22 protein-coding genes and 1 tRNA gene are annotated in these 26,736 nt (G+C 70.7%); 11 read left to right on the top strand and 12 right to left on the bottom strand.

Annotated elements, in window-relative coordinates; genetic code table 11:
• Both ACWGDX_RS11175 and ACWGDX_RS11170 read right to left on the bottom strand, forming a co-directional pair.
• The coding region (locus ACWGDX_RS11175) for a DMT family transporter (RefSeq protein WP_453624376.1) at positions 1–914 on the bottom strand (914 nt) is incomplete at its 3' end.
• Positions 915–967: 53 nt separating this feature from the next.
• A complete protein-coding gene (locus ACWGDX_RS11170) occupies positions 968–1,744 on the bottom strand; it encodes a CTP synthase C-terminal region-related (seleno)protein (RefSeq protein WP_453624375.1) in 777 nt (258 codons plus the stop codon).
• Between the two features lie 74 nt (positions 1,745–1,818).
• Here ACWGDX_RS11170 and ACWGDX_RS11165 point away from each other — a divergent pair, with 74 nt between their 5' ends.
• Positions 1,819–2,724, top strand: a complete 906-nt coding sequence (locus tag ACWGDX_RS11165) for a LysR family transcriptional regulator (protein ID WP_453624373.1) — start codon at positions 1,819–1,821, stop codon at positions 2,722–2,724.
• 64 nt (positions 2,725–2,788) lie between these two features.
• On the opposite strand, the gene ACWGDX_RS11160 is transcribed toward ACWGDX_RS11165, so the two are convergent.
• From ACWGDX_RS11160 to ACWGDX_RS11150, 3 genes are all read right to left on the bottom strand, one after another.
• The gene (locus ACWGDX_RS11160; RefSeq protein ID WP_453624371.1) at positions 2,789–3,592 is read right to left on the bottom strand and encodes a copper homeostasis protein CutC; all 804 of its coding nucleotides are present in this window, start codon (positions 3,590–3,592) and stop codon (positions 2,789–2,791) included.
• On the bottom strand, positions 3,589–5,112 hold the full coding sequence (locus ACWGDX_RS11155; protein WP_453624369.1) for a M81 family metallopeptidase: 1,524 nt from the start codon (positions 5,110–5,112) through the stop codon (positions 3,589–3,591). Before ACWGDX_RS11155 ends, ACWGDX_RS11160 begins: the two co-directional genes overlap by 4 nt.
• Before the next feature lie 84 nt (positions 5,113–5,196).
• Positions 5,197–6,429: an ROK family protein gene (locus ACWGDX_RS11150; RefSeq protein ID WP_453624367.1), complete on the bottom strand. Its 1,233-nt coding sequence runs from the start codon at positions 6,427–6,429 to the stop codon at positions 5,197–5,199.
• A 307-nt stretch (positions 6,430–6,736) separates the two neighbouring features.
• On the opposite strand from ACWGDX_RS11150, the gene ACWGDX_RS11145 reads away from it, so the two are divergent.
• The 5 genes from ACWGDX_RS11145 to ACWGDX_RS11125 are packed head-to-tail and all read left to right on the top strand — an operon-like array spanning position 6,737 to position 13,098.
• Positions 6,737–8,554: a peptide ABC transporter substrate-binding protein gene (locus ACWGDX_RS11145; protein WP_453624366.1), complete on the top strand. Its 1,818-nt coding sequence runs from the start codon at positions 6,737–6,739 to the stop codon at positions 8,552–8,554.
• 50 nt (positions 8,555–8,604) lie between these two features.
• Positions 8,605–9,564 (top strand): ABC transporter permease, encoded by a 960-nt coding sequence (locus ACWGDX_RS11140; RefSeq protein WP_453624364.1) that lies wholly within the window; start codon positions 8,605–8,607, stop codon positions 9,562–9,564.
• On the top strand, positions 9,561–10,460 hold the full coding sequence (locus ACWGDX_RS11135; protein WP_453624363.1) for an ABC transporter permease: 900 nt from the start codon (positions 9,561–9,563) through the stop codon (positions 10,458–10,460). The genes ACWGDX_RS11140 and ACWGDX_RS11135 overlap by 4 nt, the downstream gene beginning before the upstream one ends.
• Positions 10,457–12,166, top strand: coding sequence for a dipeptide ABC transporter ATP-binding protein (locus tag ACWGDX_RS11130; RefSeq protein WP_453624361.1), 1,710 nt, complete (start codon positions 10,457–10,459; stop codon positions 12,164–12,166). Before ACWGDX_RS11135 ends, ACWGDX_RS11130 begins: the two co-directional genes overlap by 4 nt.
• Complete coding sequence (locus ACWGDX_RS11125; protein WP_453624360.1) at positions 12,163–13,098, top strand: ROK family protein; 936 nt, start codon at positions 12,163–12,165, stop codon at positions 13,096–13,098. Before ACWGDX_RS11130 ends, ACWGDX_RS11125 begins: the two co-directional genes overlap by 4 nt.
• Before the next feature lie 463 nt (positions 13,099–13,561).
• Here the strand turns inward: ACWGDX_RS11125 and ACWGDX_RS11120 are convergent.
• Positions 13,562–13,638: transfer RNA gene (locus ACWGDX_RS11120), tRNA-Pro, on the bottom strand.
• 235 nt (positions 13,639–13,873) lie between these two features.
• Between ACWGDX_RS11120 and ACWGDX_RS11115 the strand changes: the two genes are divergently transcribed.
• Positions 13,874–14,386: a mycothiol transferase gene (locus ACWGDX_RS11115; protein WP_453624358.1), complete on the top strand. Its 513-nt coding sequence runs from the start codon at positions 13,874–13,876 to the stop codon at positions 14,384–14,386.
• On the opposite strand, the gene ACWGDX_RS11110 is transcribed toward ACWGDX_RS11115, so the two are convergent.
• Positions 14,361–15,377, bottom strand: a complete 1,017-nt coding sequence (locus ACWGDX_RS11110; protein WP_453624356.1) for a LysR family transcriptional regulator — start codon at positions 15,375–15,377, stop codon at positions 14,361–14,363. The genes ACWGDX_RS11115 and ACWGDX_RS11110 overlap by 26 nt on opposite strands.
• Before the next feature lie 139 nt (positions 15,378–15,516).
• Between ACWGDX_RS11110 and ACWGDX_RS11105 the strand changes: the two genes are divergently transcribed.
• From ACWGDX_RS11105 to ACWGDX_RS11095, 3 genes are all read left to right on the top strand, one after another.
• On the top strand, positions 15,517–16,374 hold the full coding sequence (locus ACWGDX_RS11105) for an aldo/keto reductase (protein ID WP_453624354.1): 858 nt from the start codon (positions 15,517–15,519) through the stop codon (positions 16,372–16,374).
• 366 nt (positions 16,375–16,740) lie between these two features.
• Entirely contained in the window at positions 16,741–20,223 is a 3,483-nt protein-coding gene (locus tag ACWGDX_RS11100; RefSeq protein ID WP_453624352.1) for a ThuA domain-containing protein, read from the top strand.
• A 178-nt stretch (positions 20,224–20,401) separates the two neighbouring features.
• On the top strand, positions 20,402–21,127 hold the full coding sequence (locus tag ACWGDX_RS11095; RefSeq protein WP_453624396.1) for a sugar phosphate isomerase/epimerase family protein: 726 nt from the start codon (positions 20,402–20,404) through the stop codon (positions 21,125–21,127).
• A gap of 80 nt (positions 21,128–21,207) precedes the next feature.
• Here ACWGDX_RS11095 and ACWGDX_RS11090 read toward each other — a convergent pair whose 3' ends face one another.
• The 5 genes from ACWGDX_RS11090 to ACWGDX_RS11070 all read right to left on the bottom strand — a co-directional run bounded on the left by ACWGDX_RS11090 (position 21,208) and on the right by ACWGDX_RS11070 (position 25,451).
• Positions 21,208–21,789 carry an N-acetyltransferase family protein gene (locus ACWGDX_RS11090; RefSeq protein WP_453624350.1) on the bottom strand — a complete coding sequence of 194 codons (582 nt, stop codon included), beginning with the start codon at positions 21,787–21,789 and terminating at the stop codon, positions 21,208–21,210.
• Complete coding sequence (locus ACWGDX_RS11085) at positions 21,786–22,334, bottom strand: helix-turn-helix domain-containing protein (RefSeq protein ID WP_453624394.1); 549 nt, start codon at positions 22,332–22,334, stop codon at positions 21,786–21,788. The genes ACWGDX_RS11090 and ACWGDX_RS11085 overlap by 4 nt, the downstream gene beginning before the upstream one ends.
• Before the next feature lie 195 nt (positions 22,335–22,529).
• Complete coding sequence (locus tag ACWGDX_RS11080; protein WP_453624348.1) at positions 22,530–23,438, bottom strand: ABC transporter ATP-binding protein; 909 nt, start codon at positions 23,436–23,438, stop codon at positions 22,530–22,532.
• Positions 23,435–24,454: an ABC transporter substrate-binding protein gene (locus ACWGDX_RS11075; protein WP_453624346.1), complete on the bottom strand. Its 1,020-nt coding sequence runs from the start codon at positions 24,452–24,454 to the stop codon at positions 23,435–23,437. The genes ACWGDX_RS11080 and ACWGDX_RS11075 overlap by 4 nt, the downstream gene beginning before the upstream one ends.
• 103 nt (positions 24,455–24,557) lie before the next feature.
• Complete coding sequence (locus ACWGDX_RS11070) at positions 24,558–25,451, bottom strand: ABC transporter permease (RefSeq protein ID WP_453624344.1); 894 nt, start codon at positions 25,449–25,451, stop codon at positions 24,558–24,560.
• 228 nt (positions 25,452–25,679) lie between these two features.
• Here ACWGDX_RS11070 and ACWGDX_RS11065 point away from each other — a divergent pair, with 228 nt between their 5' ends.
• Positions 25,680–26,735 carry a LacI family DNA-binding transcriptional regulator gene (locus ACWGDX_RS11065; protein WP_453624392.1) on the top strand — a complete coding sequence of 352 codons (1,056 nt, stop codon included), beginning with the start codon at positions 25,680–25,682 and terminating at the stop codon, positions 26,733–26,735.
• Position 26,736 lies beyond the last annotated feature (1 nt).

Here is a 26,736-nt window from a genome sequence, read left to right as displayed (position 1 = left end):
CCGGGCCCCGACGGCGCGGTGCGGGTCAGCAGCACACCACTGACGATCAGCAGCGCTCCCGCCACGGTGTTCCATCCCAGCGACTCGTCGAGGAAGAACACCCCGACGATCGCCGCCCACAGCGGGGTCAGATACGCGACCGTGGAGGCGACCGTCGAACCGACAGCACGGATGACCGACAGGTTCCACATGTACGCGAGCCCCGTGCCCACGGCGCCGAGCACCACCATGGCGGCCATCGGGCCCACTCCGCCCCAGTGCGGCGCACCGCCCAGCAGCGGTGCGAACAGGGCGAGTTCGACGGCACCCCAGCTGACCTGGATGGCGGTGAGGGTGATCGCGGGTATGTCTCCGCCGGACAGGAACCTGCGGGTGTAGGTGTAGCCGAGCCCGTACGAGGCGGTGGCGACCAGACAGATCAGACTCCCCTTCATCAGCGAGTCCTGGCCGCCGGACCACACGCCGAGCACCACCAGAGCGCCGCACAGGCCGGTGCCGATGCCGATCAGCCGGCGGAGGGTCGGCTTCTCGTCCGGGAGCATGACCAGCACCCAGACGAGTGTGAACAGGGGGATGGTGGAGTTCCACACTCCGGCCGTGACCGAGCTGATGTGCTGCTCGCCCCAGGCGAACAGGGTGAAGGGCAGGGCGTTGAGCACCGTACCCACCACCAGGGCGTGGCCCCAGACGCGCCGGTCGCGCGGCACCGCGAGGCGTCGTACCAGCACCAGGGCCCACAGCACCAGGGCCCCGAAGAAGCAGCGCCAGAAGGCGACCCAGCCGGGTTCGATCCCGGCTTCGACACCGATCTTGATGAGCGCGAAGCCGGACCCCCAGATCATGGAACAGATGAGGAACTGGGGTACCCACGCCTTGGCCGGCGTGGTGGTCAACGCGTCTACGGAGTTTGCCACTCTGGGTCCTTTCGGGTTTCCGGGTGTGCCGAGGGGCGGAACTGGGCCCCCGCTCAGGACACTTCGGCGCGGTGCCCCGCCGCGGCCGCGGCGAAGGCGCGCACCAGGGCATGGGGGCGGGAGGTGTCGTCGGCCAGTTCGGGCTGGAACAGTGTGGACAGAAAGAACCGGTGCCCCGGCAGTTCGGCCATCCGGGGGTGGCCGTCGTCGTCATGACCGGTGAAGCGCAGTCCGTGGGCGCTCAGGACGCCCGCGTACCGCGGGTCCGGGGCGTGGGTGCACTGGTAGCGCTCCACGGTGGTACGGGCGCCGAGCGCCGTCTCGGCCAGTGAGCCGGGCTCGACATGGACGATCGCCTCGTGGCCCGCGAGATCGTGCGGCAGCGGGACGATCAGCGGGAGCCCGCCGCCGGGGGAGTTCTCCTCGTGCGACGCGTCGTCCATCGCGCACACATGGCGGGCGAACTCCAGGAGGACATGCGGGAATCCGCCGCAGGTCGCCAGCAGCGGGATGTTCCGTTCACGCGCGGTGCGCACCGCGGTCAGCGCTCCCGCCTCGCTCCGGTACGGGCTGCCAGGCACCAGCCAGATTCCGTCGAACCCGGCCAGTTCCCGGGGGCCGCCGACCTGCGCGGTCGACACCCAGTAGGCATCCACCAGCAGCCGTTCACGGCGCCAGAGCGCTTCGAGCACGGGCGCGTAACGGGTGTGCGCGGGCACCCCCATGGACCGCTCGCCGACGAGCGCGATCCGGGCGGGCCGTACACCCGACGGGTGTGTGCCCGAGGGGTCGGGGACGGCGTGAGGAGGCGGGGCGATGGTGGTGGGCACGCCGAAATCGTCCAGTGGATGCGAGAAAAGCGCAAACGATCGCTTCTTATTCCCTGATAAGCGATGCTGATGTGGTGGATCCGCGACTGCTCCAGACGTTCTCGTCCGTCATCACGCACGGCTCCTTCTCCGGCGCCGCCCGGGAGCTGGGCTATACGCAGTCCGCGGTGTCCCAGCAGATAGCCGCGCTGGAAGGGGAGTTGGGCGTCGAGCTGGTCCGCCGGCGGCCGGTCGGCCCGACCGAGGCGGGTGCGCGGCTGCTGGAACACACCGCCCCGATCCTGCTGCGCATCAACGCGGCCCGCGCGGAGGTCCAGCGCATGAAGGGCGGCCCCACCGGTCGACTGACCGTCGGCGTATGCCCGTTGGCGGCCACGGCGGACGCGCTGCGGATCGTCGGCGAGGCGGCACGGCGGGCCGGGGTGTACGAGTTCACCGTGCGTACGCTGCACCGGCGGGCGGTCGCCGAGGGCGTCGCCACCGGCATGCTGGACCTGGGTCTGGCCGACGGCTTCGCCCTGCCCGACGACCCGCTGCGACTGCCCCGGGTGGCCGGGCTGCGCGCCGTACCGGTCCACCGCGAGGAGGTGGTCGTGGCCCTGCCGCCCTCCCACCCGCTGGCACACCGAACGGGTCTGCGGCTGGCGGATCTGGTGGAGGCCCGCTGGATCGACGCACCGGGTGTGAGCGCCCCCCTGCCGGACCTCCGCGCCGCGGTCGGCGACGGGCCGCTGCTGCGGGTGGCCCTGCGCTACGACGGCCTCGACGTACGCACGTACACCGAACTCCTCGCCGGCGGCCAGGGTCTGGGCCTGCTCCCCCGCTTCGCCCTCACCGGCCGCCAGGACCTGGTCGGAGTCCCCCTGACGGCCCCGGAACTCTCCCACCGCGTCGAAGCCCTACGCCTCGCGGGCGGCCCCCCGGTGGTGGACGACCTGGTGGCCTCGCTCACGGAGGGGTCGGGGGCGGCGGGGCGGTAGAGCCAGGCTGTTCCGGCGCAGACAACCCGCGGCGCGGCGGAAACCTGTTTCCGTGCCCATCAGTTCAGGTGCCGGGAACGCGGTCCGGCACCGGCTGCCCTGGAGCAGGGCACCGGCCCTCCCTCTCCACTGCCCGCCGTGCCTCGGCCACCACTTCGGGATCAGTGACGAAGTGGGTGTCCTGCTCGGCCGACGCGCCCCCCGTGCCGAGCGGTACCCAGCGGCCTCCCCGCGGGGTCAGCGCCCTGGTCTTGGCGGAGAGGTGGACGGCGCGGGCTCCGGCCGAGGCCAGGGCCGGGATGTCGGTGGGGCGGACCCCGCCGCCGGCCATCACCTGCACCCCGGGTGCGGCGGCGGCCATCGCGGCGATCGTCCCCCGCCCCTCGGCCGCGGTGGGGGCGCCGCCCGAGGTGAGGACCCGGGTAAGGCCGAGCGACGGCAGCAGTGCGGCGGTGGCCACCGGGTCGGCGGACTGGTCGATGGCGCGGTGCAGTGTGATGTCCACCGGGCGGCCCGAGGCGCGGGCCGCTTCGACGAGCCGGGCGACCGCCGCGGTGTCCAGGGCTCCGTCGGCGGTCAGGGCGCCGATCACCACGCCGCGGGCGCCGGAGGCGATGACGGACCGCACCTCGGCGGCCATCAGCGTGATTTCCTCCGCGGTGTGGACGAAGTCGCCGGGTCGGCACCTGACCAGCACGTGCACCGGCAGCCCCTCCCGGGCAACCGCCTCCACCAGGGCTGCCGACGGGGTCAGGCCGCCCAGCTCCAGGGCGGCACAGAGTTCGACCCGGTCGGCGCCGTTCTCCCGGGCGGTGCGGGCGCCGGCCGGTGAGGTGACGGCGATCTCCAGGGCGGGTCGCGCGGTCATTCGTCGTCCCCGCCGAGGGGCTGGTCCGAGGCGGGGATGAGGCGGGCCGACAGGTCCGGATCGGTCATCTCGCGGTCGAAGGGGAACATCGGGCGGCGGATGCGGTGGTGCCCCAGGCGCACCAGATCCTGGTCCACACCGCCGGGGGTGAGCGCCATTTTCCAGCCGACCGACATGTCGAAGAGCTCGGGCTCCAGGTAGCCGATCTTCACGATCACGATGTCGGCGCCGCGCGGGTCGAGGTCCAGATCGGTGAAGTCGTGCTCGTGGTGGTAGGGCTTGCGGAGCTTGGTGAGGATCACGTACACACTGCCGACACGGATGACGACCTCGGTCCCGGCGTCGCGGTCGCCGTGCCGGACGGCGTGCACCACACCGGTCAGGGTGACCGGGCCCGCGTGCCGGTCGTCCACCTCGGCACCGGCGGTGACCGTGACGGTGGCGCCGACACCGGCGGCGACGGCGGTCGCGACGGCGGCCGGTCCTGGCACCGAGGCGTAGATGACGGTCGGGCCGTCGTCCTTGCGGAACTCCGGGCGGGCCAGCAGCCGGGTCAGGCCCCAGGTCACGTCACCGGCGCCGCCGGCGGTCGGATTGTCCCCGGTGTCGCTGATGAAGTACGGGCGCGGGTCACCGGCCAGGGCCTCGTCCAGAATGCCGTCGAAGGTGCCGGTGGGGGCGACGAAGTCGAAGTCGTCGCGGGCCTTCCAGAAGCCCTGGGCCAGGCGTTCGGCACCGGCCGACACGGCGGCCCGGTCGGTGCCGGTCACCACCACCGCGGCGCGGTTGCGCGGTTCGTCGGCCCAGGCGTAGCCGACCCATATCGCGGCGTCGATCACGCCGTCCACGGCCTCGGTCCCGGCCACGGCCGCGTACACGCTCCTGGCCGGCTCGATCCGGGTGGAGGTCTGCTCGCCGGCCAGCAGCACCGGCACCGGCACCCAGGCCTTGACCGGGCGGGGCGCGCCGGAGACCAGCAGGTCCACCAGGTTGCGGGCGGCCCGCTCCTTGGTCTCCATGTGGTCCTCGTGCGGGGCCATCCGGTAGCAGGTGATCAGGTCGCTGCCGTGGACGAGTTCGCGGGAGACGTTGCCGTGCAGGTCCATCGAGGTGGAGATGATCACGTCGGGGCCCACGGTGGCGCGGATACGTGCCAGGAGCACCGCCTCGGCGTCGTCGATGCCCTCCACGGTCATGGCGCCGTGGATGTCGTACCAGAGGCCGTCCGGCTCGGGCAGCGCGGCGAGCCGCTCGATCAGCTCGTCGGTCAGCTCGGTCCAGGCGTCGGCGGTGACGGTGCCGCCCGGCAGCGACTTGCCGACCAGGGCGCCGTGCCAGTCGGCTGCCTCGCGCAGTTCCTCGCCGGGGGCCAGGAAGGGGTAGCGGTCCAGCACGTCGGCGCCGCGCGAGGGGTGGAAGGCGGGGGCCAGGGTGCGAGCGGGAGAGAAGGTGGACGACTCGATGCCGAGTCCGGCGATGGCGATGACCGGGCGGGCCGCGGCGGTGCGGGATTGCGGCATGGCTCCTCGTAGCTGGTAGGGGGTGGGGCTTCGGACGTCGGGCGTCAGGAGCGTCAGGTGTCAGGGGCGTCGGGCGTCAGGGCGTCAGCCGTGGCGGGGCGCGGGGGCGCGGAACCGGTCGGTGGCCGGTTCGGCGCCGCCGACCCCGCGCAGGGCATGGGCCATGGCGCGTTGCAGGGCGAACTGTCCGGCGCCGACCAGTCCCGCGTCGGCGCCCAGGCTGGCCCGCTCGATGGTCAGGTGTTCGGTGACCAGCGGGTGGCAGCTCTCGTAGAGCTGGCTGCGCACAGCGGCGACGAACGGCTCCAGGGTGGAGAGGATGCCGCCGAGGTAGACGGCGTCCGGGTTGAAGAAGTTGACGTTGGCCGCGAGCACCTGGCCGAGGTAGTCGCCGGCCCTGCGAACCGCGCGCGTGGCCTCCGGGTCGGCGTCGACGGCCAGCCGCACCACGTCCTCCGGGCGGCTGACGTCGACCCCGCGCTCGCGCAGGATGCGGACCAGTGCGGCGCCGGACGCCACGGTTTCCAGGCAGCCGGTGTTGCCGCAGGAGCAGGGGATGTCGCCGCCGCCGCCGATCCGGATGTGGGTGATGTCACCGGCCGCGCCGGTGGCGCCCCGGTAGAGATGTCCGTCGACCATGACACCGGCGCCGATGGCGGAGCCGATCTTCACCATGATCGTCTTGCGGTACTGGGCAGGCCGTACGGTGTGCTCGCCGACCGCCATGCAGTTGGCGTCGTTGTCCACGGCGGCCGGGACGCCGAAGCGTTCCTCCAGCCAGGCGGTGACGGGGAACCGGTTCCAGCCCGGCATCCGGGACGGCATGACGGCGGAGCCCGACACGATGTCCACCGGTCCGGGCAGCGAGAGCCCGACCCCGCGCAGCCGGTCCCGTCCGCGCTGCTCGGCCAGCGCCTCCAGGGTCTCGGCGAGCCGGGGCAGGGCCGCCTCGGGACCGTCGGCGATCAGGAAGGGGACGGTCGAGACATCGGTCAGACCGCCGCCGGGCAGCACGACACCGATCCTCGCGTGCCGGCCGCCGAGGTCGGCGGCGACGGCGAACTCGTCGTTGCTTCCCAGTCTCAGCGCTTTGCGAGGGCGCCCGCCGGTGGAGGACTGGGTGCCCTCCTCGGCGATCAGCCCGCGCTCCACCAACTGGGCCACGCTGAGGGAGATGGTGGAGGCGGAGACGCCGAGGAGTCCGGCGAGTTCGGCGCGCGACGAGGCCTGGCCCGACGCGACGAGTTCCAGGACTCGCGCGGCGAGAGCCGAGGTGCCTTTCGCGGCCTTGCCGTCCCAAGCACTTATTCCAGTCATGTAAGAAGTAACTTCCGCAACGGTGTGTATGGCGACGACAGTATGCCCGCGCTTCATGCAAGGGAAGAGTCCGGTGAAGAAAGTGAACCGTCCACGAAATCGCTCAAATCAATCCAAATACACCCACAAAAGAGGGCCGATCGAGGCGCGAAGACTTTCTTCGAACCCGCAGTAACTTACTTGTTACTAATTCTTGCTTTGTTTCTCAGGTGTGTCCGGCGTTAGCTGTCGTGAACGCAGTGCCGGTCCTGCGGCACCCGCCCCGGTCTCTGGAACGCATGCGGGCCCTTTCACTCTGAGGAGAATCATGTTCCCTGGTCACACGGCGAACAGCCGCCGCTGGGCCCTCGTCGCGGGCGCCGCTGCCACTGCGTGCGCTCTGCTGACCGGCTGTTCCGGCGGCGGTACCTCGTCGTCCGGCTCCGGCTCGTCGGACACCATCAACTACGCGCTGCCGGCGAACTTCACGCCGAATTGGATACTCCCGGTCGGCACTGCCGCGCACCTGAACACCAACAACTCCTCCATATCCCAGTCCCTTTGGGAGCCGCTGATCGCCTATGACGGCTCCACCGGCACGGTCGGCTGGAACAAGAAGAACTCGCTGGCCACCGCCGCCGAATTCGCCGAGGACAGCAAGAGCGTCAGCATCACGCTCGGCGACCGGCACTGGAGCGACGGCAAGCAGATCACTTCCCGGGACATGGAGTTCTGGTTCAACCTCGTCAAGGCCAACAAGGCCGAATGGGCCAGCTACAGCCCTGGCAAGGCGCCGGACAACTGGACCTCGCTGAAGGTCGTCGACCCGACGCACTTCACGATCACCTTCGACCAGGCGTACAACCAGCAGTGGATGCTCGCCAACCAGCTCAGCATGATCCGGGTGATGCCTCAGCACGTCTGGGACAAGACCAGCGACTCGGGCACCGTGTCGGACCTCGACCGCACCCCCGCGGGCGCCAAGAAGGTCTGGACGTATCTGAACGACTCCGCCAAGAAGATCTCCGGCTACGCGACCGACCCGCTCTGGAAGACGGTCAGCGGCCCGTACACCATCAAGTCGTTCTCCACGGCCGGCAAGGTCGTGCTGACCGCCAACGCCAAATACGACGGCGGCGGCAAGGCCGCCATCAAGAACGTGAACCTGCTGCCGTTCACCACCACGGACGCCGAGGAGAACGCGCTCCGGGCGGGCACGGTCGACTACGGCTACATCAACGCCACCAACCTCAGCCAGAAGTCGTCGTTCGCCGCCAGGGGCTACACGGTGAAGCCGTGGTCCGGCTGGGCCATCACGTACATGCCCTACAACTTCAACAACCCCACCATGGGCCCGGTCTTCAAGCAGCTCTACGCCCGCCAGGCGATCCAGATGTCGGTGGATCAGGCCACGCTCTCCAAGGTCGTCTTCAACGGCACCGCGGTCCCGACCTACGGTCCGATCCCGCAGGGCCAGAGCTCGTCCTTCGTCTCGCCGGAGCAGAAGAACAACCCGTACCCCTTCTCCACCGCCAAGGCGCAGCAGCTTCTGAGCGACCACGGCTGGACCGAGCAGGACGGCACCATGGTGTGCACCGCGCCGGGCACCGGCGACAACCAGTGCGGCGCCGGCGTGGACAAGGGCACGAAGTTCCAGATGCAGGTGCTCTCGCAGTCCGGTTCGACCGTGACCGACAACATGATGAGTGCCCTGCAGTCGTCGTTCGCCAAGAGCGGCATCGGCTTCACCATCAAGACCGCCCCGGTCAACTCGGTCCTCGCGCAGTCCGGCCAGTGCGAGCCCGACGACGCGGGCTGCAAGTGGCAGCTGTCGTTCTTCGGCACCGCCGGCAGCTGGTACTTCCCCGCCTACCCGAGCGGTGACGCGCTCTTCGCCACCGGCGGCGGCTCCAACTTCGGCAACTACTCCAACCCCGCGGTGGACAAGCTGATCACCGAGACCACCACCTCCGCCTCCGACGAGGCGGTGCAGAAGTACAGCGCGGCCCTGGCAGAGGACCTCCCGGTCATCTGGCTGCCGGAGCCGGACTACCAGGTCTCCGTGGTCAGGAACGGCCTGGACGGCTTCGCCCAGGACTCGCTCGCCAACTTCCACCCGGCCATGTGGAAGTGGACCACCAAGTGAGCCCGGCCTGTGACCACGCGCAGCACTGAGCCGAAGCGACCGGAAAGCACATGACCACTTCCACGTACCTGATTCGACGGGCCCTCCAGGCCGTCGCGGTGATCGTCATCGTGACGATCGTGGTCTTCTGTCTGCTGCACGCCCTGCCCGGGGGTCCCGCTCGCGGGATCCTCGGCCCGCAGGCCACAGCGCAGCAGATCGCGTCCTTCAACCACGAGCAGGGCCTCGACAAACCACTGCCCGTGCAGTACCTCTACTACCTCGGCCAACTGCTGCACGGCGACCTGGGAACCTCGTACACCCTCAATGAGCCGGTCTCCCAGCTCATCACCGAGCGGTTGCCCAAGACCCTGGTGCTCACCGCCCTGTCGGCGGTGGTCGGCCTCCTGCTGGCGATCCCGCTGGGCATGTGGCAGGCCGTCCGGCGCAACAGGCCGGTCGACTACGTCATCACCACGCTGAGCTTCATCGCCTACTCCACACCCGTGTACTTCCTCGGGCTGATCCTGGTGCTGGTGTTCAGCCAGGTGCTGCCGTGGTTCCCGTCGCAGGCCCCGCAGGGGGACACGCTCGCCCAGGTGTTCGCCGACCCGCAGGCGCTGGTGCTGCCGGTCGTCGCCGGTGCGGCCTCGATGATCGCGGTGTTCAGCCGCTACATGCGGGCGGCCACCCTGGAGAACCTGTCCGAGGACTACGTCAGGACGGCGCGGGCCGGCGGCTCCCGCTCCCGCGCCATCCTGTGGCGGCATGTGTTCCGCAACTCGCTGACGCCGGTGATCGCCATGCTCGGCTATTACGTGCCGGTGCTGTTCGGCGGCGCCCTGGTGGTCGAACAGCTCTTCAACTACCCCGGCATGGGCCTGCTCTTCTGGACCGCCGCGCAGTCCTCCGACTACCCGGTGCTGCTGGGCTGTGTGCTGGTCATCGCGATCGCCACCGTGGTCGGCACACTGCTCGCCGACATCGTCCAGCGGCTCATCGACCCCCGAGTGAAGGCAGGCCGGGCATGAGCGCCCTCATCCAGCCGGACCAGATGCCCGGCAGGGCCACCGCCGCCACCGCGGCGTCCGGCTCCCGGCTCGCCGTCCGGCGCTTCCTGCGCAACCGGCTCGCCGTGGTCGGGCTCGGCGTCGTGGTCTTCTTCTTCCTGTTCTGCTTCGCCGGTCCGCTGGTGTACTCCACCGACCAGACCCACACGGTGCTCGAACAGGTCAACCTCGCCCCCAGCGGCTCGCACTGGCTCGGCACCGACGCGGTCGGCCACGACGAGTTGGGCCGGCTGATGTACGGCGGCAAGGTGTCGCTGATCGTCGGCCTCGCCGCGGGCATCCTGGCCACCGTGATCGGCACCCTGTGGGGCGCCGCCGCCGGCTACGCGGGCGGCTGGATCGACGCGGTCATGATGCGGATCGTGGACGCGGGGATCGCCATCCCGGCGCTCTTCATCCTTCTGGTGGTCTCCGCCATCACCACCCCGGGTCCGACCGGACTGATTGTCATCCTGGGCGTTGTCTCCTGGCTGATGCCGTCCCGGCTGATCAGGGCCGAGACGCTCACCCTGAAGAACCGCGACTACGTCCTGACCCTGCGGGCCATCGGCGGAACGCACGCCCGAGCGATCACCCGGCACATCCTGCCGAACTCGGTCTCGACCATCATCGTCGCGGCCACCTTCCAGATCGCCGACGCCATCCTGCTCGTCGCGTACGTCTCCTACCTGGGCCTGGGCGTCCAGCCACCGGCCACCGACTGGGGCGGCATGCTCTCGGCCGGTCTCACCGCCGCCTACTCCGGCTACTGGTGGCTCATCCTGCCGCCGGGCCTGGCCATCATCCTGGTGGTGTGGGCGTTCAACGCGATCGGGGACGGACTCCGCGACGCATTCGACGTGAGGGGACGCGGATGACCGCCACCCAGGGTTCCGCCGCCCCGCAGGCCGGGCCCATTCTCGAACTCGACGACCTCGGGGTCGTCTTCACCACCGAGACCGGCGACGTACCGGCCGTCCGGGGCGTCTCCCTGCGTGTCCGCCCCGGCGAGACGCTCGCCCTGGTCGGCGAGTCGGGTTCCGGCAAGTCCACGATCGCGCTGGCCGCGATGGGCCTGCTGGACGGCAACGCCCGTGCCACCGGCAGTGCCACCATCGCCGGCCATCAGATGGTCGGTGCCCGTGAGGCCGACCTGGCCGCGCTGCGCGGCCGGACCGTCACCATGGTGTTCCAGGAGCCGGCCACCGCGCTGGACCCGCTGACCCGGATCGGCAAGCAGATCGCCGAGGTGATCCGCAACCACCGTGAGGTGTCCGGCAAGGACGCCGCCGCCGAGGCCGTCGGACTCCTCCGCAAGGTCGGCATCCCCGAGCCGGAGAAGCGGGCCGACGCCTACCCCTTCCAGCTCTCCGGCGGACAGCGCCAGCGCGTGGTCATCGCCATGGCCATCGCGAATGACCCCACCCTGCTGATCGCCGACGAGCCGACCACCGCGCTGGACGTCACGGTGCAGGCCGAGATCCTCGACCTGCTGCGCCGCCTCGCCGTCGAGACCGGCACCGGCGTCCTGCTGGTCACCCACAACATGGGTGTGGTCGCGGACTTCGCCGACCGGGTCGCCGTGATGTACGACGGCGAGATCGTGGAGACCGGTCCGGTCGAGGACGTGCTGCTCCGCCCGTCCCACGACTACACCAGGCGGCTGCTGGCCGCGGTGCCCCGGCTGTCGGTCGCCGAGGCGGGCCCGCCGGTACCGGCGCCCGCCGCCACCCGCCCGGACACCGAGCCGGTCGTCGAACTCCGCGACGTCTCGGTGGTGTTCGGCCGTGGCAAGGGCGCCGTACGGGCTCTGGACGAGGTGTCGCTCACCGTCCACGCCGGGGAGACCCTGGGCCTGGTGGGCGAGTCGGGCTCCGGCAAGTCCACCGCCTCCCGGGTCGCGCTCGGTCTGATCCGGCCGGACTCCGGCGCCGCCTCGCTGTTCGGCACCGACCTGGCGCGCACCCGGTCCCGGGCCCGACGGGCGCTGCGGGCCGGTATCGGCGTGGTACTCCAGGACCCGGTGGCCTCGCTGGATGCCCGTATGACGGTCGGCGAGTGCATCGCCGAGCCGCTCAGGGTGCACGACCGCGGGCTCTCCGCCAAGGACCGCCAGGCCAAGGTCGCCGCCGTCCTCGAACGGGTCCGGCTGTCGCGTGATCTCGCCCGGCGTGCCCCCCGGGAGCTGTCCGGCGGTCAGCGCCAACGGGTCAGCCTGGCCCGCGCCCTGGTCCTGGAGCCCCGGCTGCTGGTCGCCGACGAGCCCACCAGCGCGCTCGACGTGAGCGTGCAGGAGGCGGTGCTCGAAGTGATCTCCGAACTCCAGGACGAGCTGGGCTTCGCCTGTCTCTTCGTCTCCCACGACCTCGCCGTCGTACAGCACTTCGCCCAGCGCGTCGTGGTGATGCGGGCCGGCAGGATCGAGGAACAGGGCGCCACGGGCGCGACCCTGCTGCACCCGGAGACCGACTACACCCGCCGGTTGCTGGCCGCCGTGCCGGTACCCGACCCGGTGATCCAACGCGGCCGCAGAGCCGAACGCCTGGCCGCCTTCGCGGCCGACCGGACGGAGGCCCAGGGGTGAGTTCCCACGACCGTACGCTCTTCGCCGGAGTGGACATCGGCGGCACCACCACCCAAGTGGTGCTCTGCGGCGCCGACTTGACCGTGCTGGACCGCGCCGAGGTGGCGACCCCGGCGACCGACGGCGGCCAGGCCATGATCGGCGCGGCCATGGGCGCGCTGGCCCCGCTGCTGAAGCGCACCCCCGGCCGCCTCGCCGGCTGCGGGGTCGGCGCGGCCGGCGTGGTGGACTCCGCCACCGGCCGCATCCTGGTGGCCAGCGACTCCTTCACCGGCTGGGCCGACTTCGCGGTGACGGACGCCGTCGAGAAGGCCCTGGGCGTCCCGGCCTTCCTGGACAACGACGTCAACGCCTTCCTCTACGGGGAGGTGTCCGGCGGCGCCGTACGCGGCGAGTCGGACGTCCTCGGGATGACACTGGGCACCGGGGTCGGCGGCGCGCTGTGGACCGGCGGCGCCCTGTTCACCGGGCCGCACGGCGCGGCCGGCGAGATCGGGCACATCCCCGGCTTCGGCGATCTGCTCTGCTCGTGCGGCGGCCGGGGCCACCTGGAGACCCTGGCCTCCGGCCGCTCCATCACCGCTCGTTACGCGGACCGCACCGGCCGCCGGCTGACCGCCCGCGAGATCGCCGAGGCCGCCGGCCACGGTGACCAGGACGCCCTCGCGGTGTACCGGGCCGCCGGAGCCGGGATCGCTCGGGCGATAGTCATGACGGCGGGCATCGTGGACATCACCACGGTGGTGGTCGGCGGCGGGGTCAGCCGCGCCTGGCCCCTGCTGGAACCCCTCATCATGGCATCGCTGGCCGCCGACCCGCCGATCAGCGGCCACCCGGTCCGGCTGGTCAGGGCAACCCTGGCCACCGACGCGGTACCGGTCGGCGCCGCGGCCCGAGCCCGGCGGGAGCTGACGGCGAACGTCGGGATCTGAGGAAGCCGCCCCGCCTCCCGACGACATCGTCCCGTTCGCCTCCCCAGCTCGGCGCTCATGCGGCTTTGCTGTTCGTGATGGCTGCTGCGAGGTGTGGTTCGCCTTGTTCGCCCACGGGGCGCCGGCGTGCGCGGTGTTCGTTGTCGATGCCGGTTGGCCGGCCCCGGGGCCTGCGGTACCGGGTTTCGGTGCGCCGGCCGGCCGCGGGGTCTTTCCGTGGGGGCGGCGAAATCCTCGGCGGACACGTGCGGGTGCGAGGCGCCCTTGGCGTGCGGGCCGTTCCCAGGGTTCGCGGAGGTCTTCTGTGCGGGGCCGGGCAGGACGGGATCACCAACGCCGTCCGCGCGCCCCCATCGCCCTCGCAGTCCAGCCCGCGCCCCCGGGCTGGTCCCCAAGAAACACGGAAAGGCGGTACCGGATTTCTCCGATACCGCCTGTGACCTGCGTAAACAGTCGTAAACGCTGGTCGGGACGACAGGATTTGAACCTGCGACCCCTTGACCCCCAGTCAAGTGCGCTACCAAGCTGCGCCACGTCCCGGTGCGGGTCTGACCTGGGGTTTCCCCTGGCCGAACGCGCATGAGAACAATACCGCACTCGGCACGGTGGTCACGAACCGCTTTCCCCGGGGGCCGTCGGGATCTGGCGGCGGCCGAGGGCCTGGGCACGACCGCCCCGCACCGGGCGCGCTGACCCGGCGCGTACGGGGCACCCTGGACTGGACATACGCCCGTCCGCCGGGGTCCGCTCCCGGCCGTATCCTCCGGAGCCTGCCATGACCGCCAGCGGTGATCTGCTCGTCGACGCCTTCGGCCGTATCCGTGAGACCGTCCACGAGGTGGTCGACGGCCTCTCCCCCGACGAGCTGGCGCTCCGGCTGGACGACGGGGCCAATTCGATCGCCTGGCTCGTCTGGCATCTCACCCGGATCCAGGACGACCATGTCGCCGACGCCGCAGGCCTGGACGAGGTGTGGATCGCGCAAGACTGGTCGGCGCGGTTCGAGCTGCCGTTCTCGCGGGGAGCGACCGGTTACGGCCACTCCCCCAAGGACGTGGCCGCGCTCGGCGGGGTCTCGGCGGAGCTGCTCGCGGGGTACCACGACGCCGTCCACGATCAGACGGTGGCGTTCGTCCGTACGGTCAAGGACGCGGATCTCAGGCGGGTCGTCGACGACGCGTGGGTCCCGCCCGTCACGCTCGGTGTCCGGCTGGTCAGCGTGATCTCCGACGATCTCCAGCATGCCGGGCAGGCCGCCTTCATCAGGGGCTGGCTGGAGCGGCCGTAGCCGCCGTCGTGGCCGCCGGACCCGCCGTGGCCGCGGGGACGGGTACCGGGGCGGCGTCCGGCGCGCGGCAGGAGTCCGGCGCGGGACCGCTGTCCGGCGCCGGGCGTGACGCGGCGGGCGACAGATACGCCAGCAGCTGCCGGGCGGCCGGGCCGGTGCGCTGATCGTCGGGGAGCGCGGCCGAGACCTCCCAGAGGTGCTCCCCGGCGTCGGCCAGCGGCACCGTGCACAGAGCGGCGGCCTGTTCCTTACGGGCGATCGGGCGGGGCACCACCGCGATCCCCAGGCCATGGCCGACCAGCTCGATCAGGCTGTGCACATCGTTGACCTCCAGCGCCACACGCCGTTCGGTACGGGCGGCGGCGAAGGCCCGGTCGGTGAGACCGCGGGCGCCCCAGTCCTGGTGGAAGTCCACGAACACCTCGTCGCCCAGCTCCGCCCAGTCCGCCTCGGCCGCTCCCGCCAGCGGGTGGCCGGGGTGGCAGAGCAGCACCATGGGCTCGCTGGCCAGCGGTACCAGCCGGACGCCCTCGGGAACGGTCCCGGACAGCGCGACGAAAGCCAGATCGAGCCGCCCGGCCGCCACGTCCTCGACGAGCGAGGCGGATCCGGCCTGTCGCAGCCGTACCTCCACCTCGGGGTGCTCGGCTCTGAACCGTGCGAGCAGCCCGGGGACATGCACCCCGGTGACACACTGCTCGGTACCCACCGACAGTGTGCCGCGCAGCAGTCCCTGGACCGCCGCGACGGCCTCCTTGCCCGCCCGCACACTGGCCAGCGCGCGCGACGCCTCCACCAGCAGGGCCTGACCGGCTCCGGTCAGTTCGACCCTGCGGGTGGAGCGTACGAAGAGCCGGGCGCCCAGTTCGCGTTCCAGGGCCCGTACGGACGCGGAGAGGCCCGACTGCGAGACCATGAGGCGCTGGGCCGCTCTGGTGAAGTGGCGCTCCTCCGCGACGGCGACGAAATATTCGAGGTGGCGCAGTTCCATGAGGACCCAGCCTAATTGAGAACCCCGGTCGCTCAATGCGTTCGTTTTCTTCTATTGGACGGCCCGAGGGACAGCGGCAAAGCTGGAGGTACCCCCCGCCGGACCCGGCGGGTCCGCAGCAGGAAGGGTGCACTCCACCATGAAGACTCGCCGCATCGGAACCGTCGAGGTCAGCGCGATCGGTCTGGGCGGTATGCCGATGTCGATCGAGGGACGGCCCGACGAGGCCCGTTCCCTCGCCACCATCCACGCGGCACTGGACGCCGGCGTGACACTGATCGACACGGCGGACGCATATCACCTCCACGCCGACGAGGTAGGCCACAACGAGTCCCTGATCGCCAAGGCACTGGCGTCCCACGAGCGTGGCTCCGAGGTACTGGTGGCCACCAAGGGCGGCCATCTGCGTCCCGGTGACGGATCCTGGACGCTGGACGGCTCTCCCGAGCACCTGAGGGCGGCGTGCGAGGCGTCGCTCGGACGTCTCGGCGTGGAGGCGATCGGGCTGTACCAGTTCCACCGTCCCGACCCGAAGGTGCCGTACGAGGAGTCCGTCGGCGCCCTGCGCGACCTCCTCGACGAGGGCAAGATCCAGCAGGCCGGCATCTCCAACGCGAACCCCGGGCAGATCCGCTCGGCGCAGGAGATCCTCGGGGGCCGGCTGGTCTCCGTACAGAACCAGTTCTCGCCGGCCTTCCGTTCCAGCGAGCCGGAGCTGGAGGTGTGTACGGAGCTGGGTATCGCGTTCCTGCCGTGGAGCCCGTTCGGCGGGATCAAGCGCGCCGGTGAACTGGGCTCCTCGTACGACGCGTTCGCACGCGTCGCGCAGGCGCACGGGGTGAGCCCGCAGCAGGTGTGTCTGGCCTGGATGCTGGCCAAGTCCCCCGTGGTGGTGCCGATCCCCGGCTCCAGCCGTCCGGAGACCATCCGTGACTCGGTCGGCGCGGCCGGCCTCGTGCTGGACGCCGCCGAGGTGGCGGAGCTGGACGCGGCCTGACCGTCGCCCCGGGGCACCCACCCCGGGGCACTAGGGCCTCCCGTCCGCACCGTCCGACCCATCCGACCCATCCGACCCATCCGGGCCCATCGCCCGGACGGGTCGCTCGCGTTCCCGTCCGAAATCCCGCCCCCGGCGGTCATCCCCCCAGCCCCCTCCAGCCCCGCCGGCGGCGCCCCGGCCTCAGCCGCCGCCCACACCCGGCCCAGCCGACGGCCCCGCCCCGGCCCCGCCCTCCAAGTGGCGGGCCGCAGAGGGCTCTTCCGACCCATTGACCCCCTGTGACACCGGCCCCTACGCTGTGTGACGCAATCCAGAAAGCGCTTTCTAAACCCGCAGCCGGCCCTACCAGCACCGGGAGCGCCCATGAGAACGCCCACCAGAACGTCCTCACCCTTCCTTGTGATCACCGCGTTGCTGGCGCTCGTCCTCGGACTCGGGATGGCCTCGCCGCCCCGCGCCGACGCGGCGCCGTTCCGCGTTCTGGTCTTCTCCAAGGTCACCAACTTCGAGCACGACTCGATCCCGGCGGGGGTCGAGGCCGTCGAACAGCTCGGCAGCGAGAACGGATTCGACGTCGAGGCCACCAGTGATGCCACGGCCTTCACCGAGGACAATCTCGCCCGCTTCCAGGCGATCGTCTTCAACAACACCAACTCCACCCCGGAGAGCGGCGATCTGCTCGACGCCGCACAGCGCGCCGCGCTCCAGGCGTTCGTCCGCGGGGGCGGCGGCTGGGTCGGTCTGCACGCCGCCTCCGCCAGCGAGCGCGACTGGGGCTGGTACGAGGGGCTCGTCGGCGCCATCTTCGACAAGCACCCCGCCGTCCAGACGGGCCGGGTGAAGGTGCTGGATCAGGCGCACCCCTCCACCAAGGGCCTGCCACAGCTCTGGGAGCGTTCGGAGGAGTGGTACAACTGGCGCGTCAATCCGACCGGCAAGGTCCACACACTCGCCCAGATCAAGGTGAACGACGGAGTCGACGGCCTCGACGAAGGTGTCGACCATCCGTGGTCCTGGTGCCAGAACTACGACGGCGGACGGTCCTGGTTCACCGCCGGCGGGCACGCCGCGTCCGCCTTCCAGGAGGACGCCTTCCGCAAGCATCTGCTCGGCGGTATCCAGTGGGCCGCGGGCAACAAGCCCGGTGACTGCACCGCCACCAAGACGGGCTCCTTCCAGCGCACCGCGCTGGCCACCAGCGATCTCGCGGACCCCTTCGAGCTGGCCGTCGCCCCGGACCGCCGTGTCTTCTTCATCCAGCGCACCGGCAAGCTCAAGGTGATCGACCAGCAGACCCTCCAGGTCTCGACCGCGCTGGACTTCGCGTACACGCCGGAGATGACGAGCCAGTCCGACGGACTGCTCGGGCTCACCCTCGACCCGGACTTCGCGCGGAACAACTGGCTCTATCTGCTGCACTCCGACAAGACCGAGAAACGGCTCAACCTCTCGCGCTTCACGGTCACCGGGAACACCGTCGACCCGGCCTCGGAGAAGCGGCTGCTGACCGTGCCGACGCTGCGCGGCGAGGGCCGGGCCAACTCGCACATGGCGGGTTCGATCACCTTCGACAAGAACGGTGATCTCTATGTCGCGACCGGTGACAACACCGATCCCTTCGCCTCCGACGGCTTCACACCGATCGACGAGCGCGAGGGGCGCCGTGCCTGGGACGCCCAGACCACGGCGGGCAACACGAACGACCTGCGCGGCAAGGTACTGCGTATCACTCCCGAGGACGACGGCACCTACTCCGTTCCCGAGGGCAATCTCTTCGCGCCGGGCACGGAGAAGACCCGTCCCGAGATCTACGCGATGGGCATGCGCAACCCGTTCCGTATCACCACCGATCCGCTGAGCGGCGCGCTGCTGGTGGGCGACTACGGGCCCGACGCACGGGAGGCGGTCGCCAACCGCGGTCCCGAGGGCACGGTCGAGTACAACCGCATCACGGAGCCGGGCAACTACGGCTGGCCGTACTGCACGGGCGACAACACCCCGTTCAACGACTACGACTTCGCCACCGGGACCCCGGGCGCGAAGTTCGACTGCGCCGCGCTGGTCAACGACTCGCCGAACAACACCGGTCTGCGGGAGCTGCCCGCGGCCAAGCCCGCGACGGTCTGGTACGCCTACTCCGCCTCGCCCCAGTTCCCCGAGCTGGGCACGGGCGGCGGCGGGCCGATGGGCGGTCCCGTCTACGACTACGACCCCGCGAACACCTATGCGTCGAAGTTCCCCGAGTACTTCGACGGGAAGTGGTTCAACTACGAGCTGACGAGGACATGGTTCAAGACGTTCTCGTTCCACGACCAGGACCAGACCTTCACGGACCCGCGCTTCGAGCCGGTCCAGGCGGGCGATCTCCAGTCCATCAACGGTGTCTTCGGCGACATGAGCTGGAACCAGCCCTTCGACGCGGACTTCGGCCCTGACGGGGCCCTGTACGTCATCGACTTCGGGCTCGGCAGCGGTACGGGCCGCGGTGGCACCAACGAGGGCTCGGGCATCTACCGGATCGACTACGTCGGGGACGGCCGGCTGCCCGACGCCCGGACTGCGGCGAGCCCGGACAGCGGACCCGCACCGCTGACGGTGGCCTTCTCCAGCGAGGGTTCGGGGCTGCCCGACGGCAGGCCGGTCTCCTACGCCTGGGACTTCGACGGCGACGGGACCACCGACTCGACCGAGGCCAGTCCCTCCCATGTCTACCGCGACAAGGGCCGGTTCACGGCCCGGCTGACCGTCACGGGACCCGGCGGACTGACCGCGCTCTCCGTCCGCGAGATCACGGTCGGCAACTCCCGGCCGGTGGTGACCATCCAGCAGCCGCCGAACGGCGGGATCTTCAGCTTCGGCGACACCATCCCGTTCACCGTGAAGGTGAAGGACCGCGAGGACGGCAAGACGGGCGAGGGCGGGACGATCGACTGCTCACGGGTGGTCGTCCAGTCCCAGCTCGGCCATGACAGCCATCTCCATCCGCTGGACAACTACACGGGCTGCGCCGGGGAGATCGTCACCGACGCCGGGGACAGCCACGGTCCCGGGCAGAACCTGTACTACGGCATCACCGCGCAGTACGAGGACAAGGGCGCCACGGGCGTGCCCGCCCTGACGGGCTCGTCCTCGCTGACGCTGCGGAGCGCCTTCCGGGAGGCCGAGCACCGTACCACCACCGGTGGCGCGCACGACGGCGCCGTGACCGGCGACCGCGCCGACGCCTCCGGCGGCAAGCGGCTCACGGAGATCGAGGACGGCGACTGGATCTCGTTCGACCCGGTCAATCTCAAGGGGATCTCCTCCGTCACGGTCGGCGCGGCCTCGGGCGGTCTCGGCGGGGACGTCGAGTTCCGCAGCGGCTCTCCGACCGGACCGCTGCTGGGCAAGGCGACGATCCCGAACACCGGCGGCTGGGGCAATGTCGTCTCCCCCACCGTCACGCTGAAGAGTCCGGGCGCTTCGGTGAAGCTGTACGCGGTCTTCACCAACCCCGCCTGGTCGGCGGAGAAGCCGGATCTCTTCGCGCTCGACTGGCTGCACTTCAACGGCCGCGGCGTCGAGAAGAAACCGGTCACCAAGGTGAAGGTCGACGCGGAGCCCGCCTCGGGAGGCGTACCGCTGGCGGTGGAGCTGAGCAGCAGGGTGTCGCCCGTGTCCGGGCGCACGATCGCCTCGTACCACTGGGACTTCGGCGACAACGTCAGGGGCTCGGGTACGGAGGGGCCGACCGCGACGCATACGTACGCCAGGCCGGGCACGTACACGGCGCATCTGACCGTCACCGACGACAAGGGTGATACGACCACCGGCGCGGTCCAAATCGACGCGGGCCCCGCGGCCTGAGAGGAGAACGACCATGAGCAGTACCCGAAGAGCGTTCCTGGGCAAGGCCGTCGGACTGGCGGCGCTGGGCGTGGGTACGGCGGTGGCCTCGGCGACCTCCGCCAGTGCCGCCACCTCCGCCACCGCCATGGCCGCGGGCCGCTGCCGGAGGCGGCGCATACCGCCGTCCGGGATCGGTATGCACCTCTACACCATGCGCACCCCGCTCGCGACGGACTTCAGGGGGACGCTGGAGCGGCTGGCGGAGATCGGTTACGCGACGGTCGGTGTCAGCGGCAGACATGGCCACAGCGCGGCCGACATCCGGCGGATGCTGGACGAGACCCGGCTCAAGGCCGTGCTCGAACATGTCGCCTACACCACGGTCACGGGCAGCGGACTGCCCCAGGCGATCGAGGACGTCCGTACGCTGGGCGGCAAGTGGGTGGTGGTGCCGAGTCTGCCGGAGGGAATGCACTCACCGGCCGGATACCGGGAAGCGGCACGGCAGTTCAACGCGGCGGGGCGTATCGCCCGGGAGTCCGGGCTCAAGGTGCTCTTCCACAACCACGACGGCGACCACAGTGTGATCGACGGCGAGAGTCTGTACGGCATCCTGCTCAAGGAGACCGATCCCGAACTGGTGGGCTTCGAGCTGGATCTGTACTGGGCGGCGAAGGGCGGGGACGATCCGCGCCGGCTCTTCGTCGAACACCGCGACCGGTTCCCGGCGCTGCATGTGAAGGACATGGCGCCGAACGGTGGCTTCGAGGATGTCGGCTCGGGGGTGCTGGACTTCCCCGCGATGTTCGACACGGCGCGCAGCGGTGGTGTGCGGCAGTGGCTGGTGGAGCACGACGCGCCGGCCGATCCGTTCGCGTCCGCGCTGAACAGCTACCGGTATCTGTCGCGGCTGCGGTACTGAGCCGGATCTCCACGGGGGCTTACGGTGCCGGTCCCGGCCACTGTCACACGGCGGCCGGGACCGGTCCGGGGTGGCCGCTGTCACAGGGCGGCCGGGACCGGCCCGGGGTCCTTGGCCGGAACCGGTCCGAGGTCCTTGTAGAGGAAGGTGGTCGGACGGAGCGTCCCGCCCGGGTCGGCGGCATGGCCGGGGACCACCCCGATCTCGGTCCAGCCCGCGGACCGGTAGAGCGTCTCGGCCGGGCTGCCGGTCTCGGTGTCGAGCAGCAGCAGCGTCACACCCGCCCCGGCCGCCGCCTCCTCCGCCGCGGTGAGCAGCGTACGGCCGAGCCCCTTCCCCCGTGCGTCGCGGTGCACCATCAGCTTGACGATCTCGGCGCGATGGCGGGCGTTGGGCTTGTCGGCGAACGCCACACCGACCGTCCCGGTGATCCGTCCACCGTCCCGGACGACACGTACGGACAGCCGTCCCTCCCGTACCGCGGGGGCCTGCGCCCGCCACCAGCGCGCCGCCGTCGTCCGGTCCAGCGGATGAAGAAAGCCGATGGAGGCGCCGCCGGCCACCGTGTCGACCATCAGATCGGCCAACGCGTCGGCGGCGTCGAGCAGTTCACCGGCGGAGAGCCGTATCACCTCGGGAACGTACGCGAGCCCGGCGCTCATGGCCGGACCACCACCACGGCGTAGCGGACCGGATCCGGCCCCGGGCAGCGCAAGCGGGTGGGACCCCAGAGCCGTGTCCGCAGACAGTCGCCCGCGTTCAGGGTGTGCAGATCGCGCCCGGACGTGAACTCGACCGACCCTTCGAGCACCCAGATGTGCTGCTCCATACCCTGGACCGGGGGCCGTTCGTACGACACGTCCGCGCCCGGCCGCAGGGTCCCCTCGACGACTTCCGCGCGGAGCCCCGCCTGCGGCGGCGAGACGGAGCGGCGGACGAAGCCGGAGGCGGTGTCCTTCCATACGGTCTGGTCGGCGGCCCTGACGAGCCGCGCCGGTTCCGTCTCCACCTCGCTGAGCAGCTGCGACATCGTCCGCCCGTACACCGCGCACAGCCGGCCGAGCGTCGATGCCGTGGGGCTGATCTCACCGCGCTCGGCGCGTGACAGCGTCGAGCGGCTCACCCCGCTGCGCCGCGCCAGCTCGTCGAGCGACCAGCCGTGCTCGCCCCGCAGTTCGGCGAGGCGAGCGGCGAGCAGCTCGTCCACGGGGTCGGCGCCGGAGGCGGCATCGGGGCCGGCGCCGGAAGCACCACCAAGGACAGCGCCGGGGACAACGCCGGGGACAGCGCCGGGAGCGTTCCCTCCCGTCTCATTCTCTCTCACATACGAAACGATATCCCATATCCGGGATGCGCCCGGTGAGAGGCCCGCCCCGGCTCCGCGCCCCCGGACCAGTCGGACTCAGTCCTGGGCCGAGGCGGCGCCCAGCAGCCCCCGGATATGTCCGGCCGCCTCGCGGAACTCGGGCCGTCCCAGCGTCTCCGTGTAGTCGCGCTCGGGCGGCAGCCCGACATCGATGATCTCGGTGATCGTGCCGGGGCGCGGGCTCATCACCACCACCCGGTCGGCGAGATAGACGGCTTCCGAGATGGAGTGGGTGACCAGCAGCACGGTGGTGCCGGTCTCGCGCCAGATGCGGTTCAGCTCCATGTTCATCTGCTCGCGCGTCAGGGCGTCGAGCGCGCCGAACGGCTCGTCCATCAGCAGCACGGGCGGCTCGTGCAGCAGCGCGCGGCAGAGCGCGACCCGCTGCTGCATACCGCCGGACAGCTCGTGCGGATACGCGTCCTCGAAGCCGGAGAGCCCGGTCATCGCGATCAGTTCGTCCGCGCGCGCACGGGCCCGGTCGCCCGGCATCCGGCGCATCTCCCCCTGGAGCAGGATATTGCGCCTGGCGGTGCGCCACTCCAGCAGCGCGGCCCGCTGGAAGACATAGCCGATGTCGTGCCGTGGCCCGTCGACCCGGTCACCGTGCAGCCGTACGGCGCCCGCGGATGCCCGGAGCAGACCCGCGACCAGTTTGAGCAGGGTCGACTTGCCACAGCCCGAGGGGCCGACGATGGCGACGAACTCCCCGGCCGCCACATCGAGGGAGACCTCGTGCAGGGCGGTCACATCGCGCTTCTTCGTACGGAAGCGGACGGCCACGTCCTCAAGACCGACGGCCGCCACCGCTCCCCCTTCAGCCGCCGCACCCGACGTGCCCGCCGTGCCCGCCTGCGCCGTACGCGCCGTGCCCGCCGCGCCCGGTGTGCTGTCCTCGGGCGGTCCGGCCGCCTTCCGCAGCGTGATGTCCCTGGCCATCGTCATCCCTTCAGCGCCGTGCCGCTGTCCCAGTACTCCGCGACCGGCTTCGGGTTCTTCACCAGATCGGCCTCGGTGAAGACATCGATGGTCTGCTGCCAGTCGCTCTCGGTGTTGACGCCGGGTGCCTTGCCCCGTGTCGCGTCGGTGTGCAGCAGGGTGAGCGTCGTCCTGAACTGCTCCGAGAGCACACTCTCGGGCGGCAGTTGCTCCGACGCGCCCTCCATCGCCGCGACAGCCGGCCCCGGCGCCTTCTCCGCCGCGGCCCAGGACTCACTGACGGCTCGCACCATGCGCCCGGCCAGTTCGCTCCTGCCGGAGAGGATCTCCCGGCCCGCGATCAGACCGTTGGAGTAGAAGTTGAGACCGTGCTCCGAGAAACGCAGATACGAGACCTGCTTCTTGGCCTTGTCCTGCATGGTCGGGCCCTGGTCACTGGCGTAGCCGAGCAGCGCGTCCGTCTTTCCCGAGATCACCGCGGCGATCTTGCCCGCCGGGTCGGTGTTCTGGATCCTGACGTCCGACTCCTTGAGGTTGTTCTTCTCCAGGAAGATCGGGAAGGTCTTGCTCAGCGCGTCGCCGGCCGTGCCCGCGACCGTCTTGCCCTTGAGATCGGCGGGGGTCCGGACGTTCTGGCTCTCGAAGAACTGCACGGAGGACGGTGTGGTCTGGAGGAAGACACCGAGGCTCTTCACCGCGATGCCCTGGTCCACTCCGCTGAGCACGGCGGGCGTGTCGGCCCAGCCGAAGTCGGTCTGCCCCGCGCCGGTCGCCTGCACGGTCTTCTGCGAGCCCTGCCCCGCGCGGATCGTCAGATCGATTCCGTGCTTCTCGAAGATCTTCCGCTGCTGGCCGTAGTAGAACGGCGCGTGTTCGCCGTACGGATACCAGTTGAGTGTCAGCGTCACCTTGTCGAGCTTCTTGCCCGATTCGCTGGTGCTGGTGTCCGGGCCGTCCTCACCGCAGGCGGTGGCGACCAGGAGCAGCGGTACGAGGCCGATCAGGAGTCTGCGCGCATGCATGGCTGGCCCTTCCCGGAACGGGGTCGAGTCGAGACGAGACGAGTGGTTGACGCCGAGCCGGCCGGCGCCCCGGTCAGCGGACATCGGTAGGTGTCGTTGGGCGTCAGAAGGCAGTGGTGACGTTGCTGTCGCGACGGCTGGCGTGCCAGGGCAGCAGCAGCTTCTCGGCGATCTCCACCAGGACGAAGAGGACGACACCGATCAGCGACATGACGAGCAGCCCCGCGAAGAGCATCGGGGTGTCGAGATTGCCGTTCGCCTGGAGGATCACATAGCCGAGCCCCTCGTTCGCGCCCACGAACTCCCCGACGACCGCACCGGTCACCGCGAGCGTCACGGCGACCTTCAGCCCGGAGAAGAGATGCGGCAGCGAGGCGGGAAAGCGGATCCTGGCGAAGGTCTGCCAGGGCTTGGCGCCCATGGTCGCGGAGAGCTGGAGCATTTCCGGATCGACCGCCTTCAGCCCGGTGACCATCGAGATCACCACGGGGAAGAAGGCGATGAGCACCGCGATCAGGATCTTCGGGGTGATACCGAAGCCGAGCCACACCACGAACAGCGGGGCGATGGCGATCTTCGGCACGACCTGGGCGAAGAGCAGGATCGGATAGAGCGTCTTCTCGACGGTCGAGGAGTAGACCATCACCACGGCCGCGAGCACCCCGACCGCGACGGCGATCACGAAGCCGAGCAGCGTCTCGTAGGTGGTCACCCAGGTGTGCTGCCAGAGATACCCCGCCTTGCCCGTGAGCACATCGAGCGTCTCGCCGGGCGAGGGGACGAGATACGGCTCCACCAGCTCGGCCGCGGCGATGATCCACCACACGGCGAAACAGGCGCCCAGCAGCACGACGGGCCGCCAGCCCGCCTCCGCCGCGCGGGCGAGCCGCTCGCCCGTGCCCGGTCTGCCGCGTTCCGCGACCCCCGCCACGTCCTCGGCCGGTGCCGGTGCCGCGGCTGATGTCGGTGTCGGTGTCGGTACGACGCTCTGGCTCACAGTGAACTCCTCGGGAAATCCGGGTAGTTACAAGAGCGGTGCTCCCCGACAAGCGCTTTCAGAAAGCGCTTTCTGGTAGGGTGATCGCCACGCTAATGACTGCCCGTCCGTACGGTCAATAGGTCGTCCCGAAGTTTCGGGGGCCGCCCGGGGCCCCGCCGCCGCCACCGCCACCGCGACCTGGGGGTCGAGTTGAGTGAGTTGAGTGAACGGGAAGCACAGACCCATGTGACGCTGGACGCCGTGGCCCGCCGCGCGGGTGTCTCGCTGGCGACCGCGTCCCGAGCGCTGAACGGCACGGCGCGTGTCCGTGAGGAGCTGCGGCAGCGGGTGCGCGTCGCGGCCGATGTGCTCGGCTATATCCCCAACGCCCATGCCCAGGCCCTCGCCAGCTCCTCCAGCAACACCGTCGGTGTCATCTGCCACGATGTGGGCGACCCCTACTTCGCCGCGATCGCGGGCGGGGTGATGCGGGCCGCCGCCGAGCAGGACGTCCTGGTCATGCTCGCCAGCACCTTCCGTGAACCGGCCAAGGAGATCGCGTATGTCTCCATGCTCCGCGCCCAGCGCGCCCGCGCCATCCTGCTGATCGGCTCAGGCTTCCAGGACCCTTCCTGGGAGCGGAGACTGGGCACCGAACTGGCCCCCTACATCCGCGCGGGCGGCCGGGTCGCCGTCGTCAGCCGCCATCGCAGTCTGCGTACCGACGCCGTGCTGCCCGAGAACCGCGCCGGGGCGGCCGATCTCGCCCGCGCCCTGCTGGGTCTGGGGCACCGGGAGTTCGCCGTACTGAGCGGGCCGCGTGAACTCACCACGGTCGCCGACCGGTTGGCCGGATTCCGGGAAGGGCTCATGGAGGCCGGGATCACCCTCGGCGCGGGATCCGTGGTGCACGGCGCCTTCACCCGTGAGGGCGGCTACACGGCCGCGCGGGAACTGCTCGTACGGTCCGGCCCCGCCGCCCGCCCCACGTGTGTCTTCGCGGTGACCGATGTGATGGCGGTCGGCGCGCTGGCCGCGTTCCGGGAGGCGGGGATACGGGTCCCCGAGGACCTCTCCCTGGCCGGCTTCGACGACATCCCCCTCGTACGGGAGCTGACTCCCCCGCTCACGACCGTCGCCCTGCCGCTCACCGCGATGGGCGAGAGCGTGATCTCGCTCGCGCTGCGCGAACCACGCGGCACACGCTCACGGGTGCTGCGGGTCGGCGGCGAGGTGATCCTGCGCGCGAGTACGGCGCCCCCGCCGTCCCGTACCGTCTCCCCCTACTGGGAGAGCTGCTGAC

The organism is Streptomyces sp. NPDC055025 (assembly GCF_053608565.1).
This window is presented reverse-complemented; position numbering and strand designations above follow the sequence as displayed.